This window comes from Alcaligenes sp. CHO6 (assembly GCF_037120595.1).
Classification (GTDB): Bacteria; Pseudomonadota; Gammaproteobacteria; order Burkholderiales; family Burkholderiaceae_B; genus Alcaligenes; species Alcaligenes ammonioxydans.
Genome location: NZ_JBANCI010000003.1, coordinates 331,798 through 338,064 on the forward strand (window position 1 = coordinate 331,798; position 6,267 = coordinate 338,064).

The following is a 6,267-nucleotide window of genomic DNA, read 5'->3' on the forward strand; positions in this document are numbered from 1 at the left end:
CCTTACAGCACTTCGGGAGCCAAGGACACGATCTTCATGAACTTCTCGGTACGCAGTTCACGCGTAACGGGTCCGAAGATACGGGTGCCGATGGGTTCCAGCTTGGCATTGAGCAATACGGCAGCATTGCCACCGAAACGAATCAGCGAACCGTCTTTACGGCGCACGCCCTTAGCGGTACGAACCACTACAGCGTTGTAGATTTCGCCTTTTTTGACGCGTCCGCGCGGGGCCGCTTCTTTAACGGTAACTTTGATGATGTCACCAATTGCGGCATAACGGCGCTTCGAGCCGCCCAGCACCTTGATGCACATTACGGAACGCGCACCTGTGTTGTCGGCCACGTCCAGCGTGGTCTGCATTTGAATCATGATTTTTCCTGTTCCAACTTAATTGCAACGATCCAGCCAAAATGACTGGGTCACACAACCAGTTTTGGTCCCGTCAGATTCGGATCCAGCCAGTTCGATACCGTAAACCCGATCTCGATCTGGTCCGGCAAGCCGAACCCTAGGTTGAAATCTTGCGAGAGACAAAACGTTGTATTACCAACTTCAATCCGGATAGGCGACTAAAGCCTCTCCGGTCAAAATAAAGAGGTAAGCCACATATACTAGCAAATAAGCCCCAGAAAAACAAGGATTTATTTGCTAAGGCCTTGGCAGCACGGCGTTTTCGCGCAACAACTCGTCCAGTTGGGCGCTATTGCTGGCGCGTGTAACCCGACGCAAGCCAATACCCAGTTCCTGCAAGCTTTGCAGAAACGCCATCAGCAAATGACGTCCTCCGACCTCAGCCTGCAAGGTCTGCGCCCGTTCGTCATCCAGAACGATGTACTTGAGGGCCATCATGTGCAACCACAAAATGGATTCAGGCTGCTCCAGAACGCGACGCAAGCCAAACTGCACGCCCAAAGGACGCAATTTGTCCACAAACGCGACCGTTTCCGCATCGTGTTCGCTGAGACAGTAGGCATCCAGTTCAATGATCAGACGCTGGGCCTTGTCACCTGTCTTGGACAGCACATCGGCCGCCTGCTGCGCAAAGTCCGGCTTGACCACGGAGGCCCATGACACTCGCACGCTCAGACTGCCTTCATGCGTGGCCAGCCAGTCGCTGGCCAATTGCATGGTACGCAAATCACATTGCGCCGAAAGACCCAGGCGCACCGCCACGGGAATGAAGAGATAAGCGGGCAAACTGGCCTGCCCTGGCTGCTCGGGCAGCAAGTTCAGGGTGGCATCGTAAATCTGGCCTGCCTGACCCCAGACTTCGACACCCGGTTTCACGCTCAGCTCAATACGCCCCTGCTCCAGGCCGCGTTCAATGCGTGAATGCCACTCCTGCTCGCCGATTGAAGAACCCGCCTCGTGATGCCCCCCTTCCGAAGGTCGGTACTCCACCTCCTGGTGCCCCGCCCCTTCAGCGCGCATCAGCGCATTATCCAGGCGTGTCATCACAGCACTGAGCGAATCGTGAGCCTCATAGTTCGTCATCGCCATGGACCAGCGACACAGGCTGCCGTCCGGCAAGGGTTGGCGCAATTCCTGCAAGGCCGTGCGTAGCTCCTGGGCAAAACCCATCACCTGAGGGCCCGTCTGCCCCTTGAGCAGCACAATAAAGTCAGAGCCATTCAAGCGCGCCAGATCACCCACGTCCATACCATTTTCCCGCAACAGCTCAGCGCAACGCTGGGTCACCAATTTCAACCAGGCATCCACTGCATCGCGCGACAAGGAGGTATTCAATGGCAACAAATCTCGCTGTCGAAACAGCAAGACATGACCACCCTGCTCTTGCTGCAGCACTTGCCGGAACAGATTGACAAAGTACTTACGGTTAGCCAGACCAGTGACGGGGTCGCAATTGAGCTCCAGCTGCAACTGTTCGATCCGGGCATTTTGTTCCTGACTGCTGACCCGTATCCGCTTTTGCACGGTACTTAAAGTATGGGCGACCTCTTCCAACTCAGGAATGAGGCGTACTTTCTTGCGACCGGGCGCAGAGTCACTTTGATCCATCTGCTGCAATTCGAACTGCACATGGTCACGCAAGGCCCGACGCAACCAGGCCATGACCATCAATACAAACACGCCCCACGCAATCCCGGCGCCCAGCACCAGCAAGGTCACGCGCACAAAGCTTTTCCATAAACTGGCGCGGGCATACTCATCGGCAGGCTTGACCTCAACCGTACCAATCTGGTTCCAGCCATTACTGACATGCGCTAGCGCCACAGGCACCTCAATGGGCAAGGAGTTGGCAAACCATGCCGGTGAGGACGTGCTGACCTGCGTTTCCTGCTGCGTGCTGCGCTCAACCAATACGGCGTTGGCAGTATCAGAGAAGCGGATACGCTCAAACTGCCCGGTGTCGTACAAAGCAGCAATCAACAGCTCTTGGGTGACCGGGTCCTGGTTGCTGGGCTGCGACAAGGTCAAGGCCAGCGAAGTCGCCGCCGACTCTGCCTGGGCCTGCAACTGGCTGCTCAAGTATTGACGTGCCGAATCGACGCTAAACCACAGCGTGCCGACCAAAATAGCAAGAATCGCGCACGAGACACTTAGCAGTAGCTGTTTAAGTAAAGACATAGCGCTTCCGTATATTCCATAAATTCTTGTCTAGTCCGCCTTGAAAGGCCACCCTGGTCGTTGTTTCTGATCGGCGCCCCGACCCGCACAGCCTGGGGCTCATCATCATGGCACAAAGCCTTCCTTACGCATTTTGTCCAGCAAGCCACGCCAACGACTGATGCTGTCTACCGAGCCCTTTTGGGCATTACCGACATACACGCCTTGCGAGTTAAAACTGAACACAGGCGTTAAATCGGGACGCTGGCTGGCGGGACGGATCGAGCCGCTTAAGTTGTCCAGCAGCAAAGGCTCGGACTGCGGCGTAGGGTAATAGCCCAACACCATATGGGCAATGCTTTGGCCACCCACTTGCGCCCTGACATAAATCAATCGGAGTTTTTCATTGGGCACACCCAGATGCAACAAGGAAAAATATTTGCCAATCACAAAGTCTTCACAATCAGCGGCCCCTTTTCCCAGAGTCTCGACGGGGGTTGCCCAATAATCGAGTTGTCCCCAAATATGGATGTCCTCACCTGCCATTGCCGTCATGTTCCAGAAATCATTGACGACATCGAGCTGGCGGCGCTCGCTTAAGCCCCGCGCAGACTCCAGATTAGCCATCCACTGGTCAATCGCTGTTCCGGCCCGGGCACCAAAGCGGGCGACCGCCGTCTGTCGAATCTTGCTGGCCTCGAACTGCAAGGCTGGCACTGACAAAGGCAGCCACACTCCAACCAGCAGTGTGACCAGCACAAGCAGCGCAACCCTAGATCGAAGAAAAAGGCGTAGCCAGGCAAAAGACAAGAACACGTCAGTCCCAAATAAGCAAACCCTTATAACGGCCTTACAGCTTGCCTATTTAGCGAGAGCCTGGCAATTGCCATAACACCTGAATACCGCATCGGCAACGTATTTCGGACGCAAAATCAGTCTACCTGCCCCGTCATACTATCGAATCAGGAAGCAAGTCGGCAAACCGGTCGGACGACCACGCACAGACAGGCATACAAAAGGATCTGAAGCGACCAGGGGCTTCATCCCGTCTGATTTCACTGGCTGATTCGCTCGATACTCCAGGATCATAGGCAGAAAAGTCAGACATCTGCTATTGGCGCTGACGACAAGCCACAGACAAAAAACCCCACAAACCCATGCGGATTTGTGGGGCGTAGCGCTATCGATGAGATAGCGCCGTGTCAGCTAACGATTTAGAAATCGGATGACTTCAAAGTACCGTCTTTCAGCGAGTTGGCAATTTGGGCTGCCTTCTCTGCGTCAAAGGCGATATTGTCCAGAATGATCTTCTGATCAATCTGACCGTTGCCTTGAGAGCTGATACCGATCTCCATCTTGCCGCTATCCGAACGGCCTACCGTCAAGTACTGGCTCAAATCACCATTATTGAGGTTATGGCCCGACAACAGATCGGTGATATCCAGCGTATCGGTGCCGGAGTCACCGAAGTCCATCACGTAATCCACAGCCGGCTTGCTGACAGTGCCTTCATCCCCCTTGTTCCACACGAAGGTGTCATTGCCCTCGCCGCCGAACAGGATGTCGTCACCCGCACCGCCGATCAGGGTGTCGGTGCCACCTTGGCCGTACAGGATGTCATTGCCTTTACCGCCATCCAGCGTATCGTCGCCGCCACGCTGGTCACCTGCCACATTAAAGGCGGTGTGATTCTGCTTGATGTACTCGTACAACTCAACGCTGGTTGCGGGTGTACCGCCGTTTTTCATCTGCAGGAACACTTCCAGTGCCTTCAGGCCGGAACCTTCTGGCAGATTATCCGGACGACCACCCACTTCATCCCATGGCAAGACGGAACCATCGGTGTTAATCGTGTCACCGAAGATGATGTCATTACCATCACCGCCCAGAATGGTGTCATTACCTACTGGTGCTGGATCGTTCGTTACCGAACCACCCTTCAGGGCAGCATCCAGGTCTTCCTTGGTATTGACGATGTCGACCTTGTTAACCTCTGTCCAATCCTGAGGATTGCCGGAGGACAACAGCGTTACGTCATCAATGTAGACCTTGTAGTTACTGCTGCTGGAACGATCGTCCACCAGGAACTCGAAGCGGTATTGGCCTTCGCCCACGGGCTTGGTCGTGATGGTGCCGGAGCTACCTGGACGACCGCCTTCCTGCACAACTTCCCAGTTACCTGTCTTCTCGTTGTACTTCTGCAACTGCCACTTAAACACATCTTGGCTGTTACGACCGTCTTCCGAGTAATAAAAGCTCAGTTTGCCGTAGTGTCCAGCAGCCACAGTCATGCCTGGGCCACGAATCGTCGTAGAGGTATCGTTCCCCTTGCTGTAAGTATCGGTAATTTCCAGACGCTTGTCGGCTTCCCAGCGCTGATTCCATGGCCAGCCTACATATTTACCCAAATCTTTGACTTGGACTGTGCCTTGACCATTAACCTTAGCCCAACCGTCGTGACGGCCATTCTCAAAGTCAGTAACGGCCCGGGTACCACCTAACACATCAATGACCTCGGTACCGGTATTGTCATACTTACGCAGAATATCCACGCTGACATCATTACCAATACCGACAGCGTAAACCTTGCTGCCTGAAGAACTCACCAGGCTGTCATACGCACTCTTACCACGCGCATCAGCAGTGGCGTCGTAACTATTGCCAGCACCCTGTGCATTACCATACTGAGTAGGATTCCCGTCAGTCAGGAAGTAGGTGACGTTTTCATACGCGTTGCCGTTCTTGTCCACAGCAGGCGCATCGCTCGTCTTGAACCATGCTTCGGCCGCTTTAAAGGCGGCTTCATAGTTGGTACCACCCTGCTTCGCACTCCAGTCCGCGTTGTAACCGTTCAAGGTGTCGATCGAATTGATCAGGCTCAACAAATCAGCATGAGTCAGATCCTTAAATATCATAGGCTGATCCGCGTAGGTACCAAAGCCGATGATGCTCAGGTTCACCGTACCACCTTCGTGGTTGGCCAGGCTGGTAGCCAACGTCGTCAGCGCAGCCTTGAGCAACTGCATACGGTTCAGACCATCCGTACCAGAGGCTTCCTTCATGCTGTTGGAACGGTCAACCAGAATGGCAATGTTGTAGCTCTGCCCATGAACGATATTTTCCTGGACACCGCCGCGGTCACCAATAATGACATCATCACCCACGCCACCGTTCGGGTTGCCACCGCCGTTACCGTCAACAATCAGTTGATCCAAATCCAGGGTGTAAGCACCTGAATCTTCTGCGGACGCGCTGTTGCCAGCGGAGTCTGTGATCGTTACTTTGGCATCAACCTTATCGTTATTCAGCAGATCCTTCACAGGCACAGGAATCTTGAAGGTCAAGTCGCTACCAACGGTGCCGGGGTACTCCTTACCGCCAATCGTCAGAATAACGGTGTCGCCAGGTTGAACATCCTTGCCAACCGTACCGGTCACATTGATCGTACCTGTACCATCACCTGCCTCATCGTGATCAATCACATTGTTGCCTGCGATCGGGTCCAAAGTGATCTCAGCCTCGGGCGGCGTGGTCTGGACATCAAACTCTACGACATCATCCGCTTCGTACGCATTACCGTACTGATCCTTACCCGTCACCTCGGCCGTGATATCGCCCGGCTGCAGATCTTTCACCGCATCGGCAGGCACCGTCACACTCCAGGTGTTACCTGGCTGCACGGTCGCGGGGTACTCTT

At 54.4% G+C, this 6,267-nt stretch carries 4 protein-coding genes; all 4 read right to left on the reverse strand.

Annotated elements, in window-relative coordinates; genetic code table 11:
- Window positions 1-2: 2 nt before the first annotated feature.
- Window positions 3-371 carry a 50S ribosomal protein L14 gene (rplN, locus tag V6936_RS13705; protein ID WP_003805375.1) on the reverse strand — a complete coding sequence of 123 codons (369 nt, stop codon included), beginning with the start codon at window positions 369-371 and terminating at the stop codon, window positions 3-5.
- 279 nt (window positions 372-650) lie between these two features.
- A complete protein-coding gene (locus V6936_RS13710; protein WP_003805377.1) occupies window positions 651-2,591 on the reverse strand; it encodes a bifunctional diguanylate cyclase/phosphodiesterase in 1,941 nt (646 codons plus the stop codon).
- Between the two features lie 105 nt (window positions 2,592-2,696).
- Window positions 2,697-3,329 (reverse strand): transglutaminase-like cysteine peptidase, encoded by a 633-nt coding sequence (locus tag V6936_RS13715; RefSeq protein ID WP_059318068.1) that lies wholly within the window; start codon window positions 3,327-3,329, stop codon window positions 2,697-2,699.
- A 455-nt stretch (window positions 3,330-3,784) separates the two neighbouring features.
- Window positions 3,785-6,267 (reverse strand): Ig-like domain-containing protein (locus V6936_RS13720; protein ID WP_336580012.1); only part of this gene is annotated, 2,483 nt, incomplete at its 5' end.

Coding starts and splice junctions, on each gene's coding strand:
- rplN (WP_003805375.1), bottom strand. CDS start 371: ATGATTCAAATGCAGACCACGCTGGACGTGGCCGACAACACAGGTGCG.
- V6936_RS13710 (WP_003805377.1), bottom strand. CDS start 2,591: ATGTCTTTACTTAAACAGCTACTGCTAAGTGTCTCGTGCGCGATTCTT.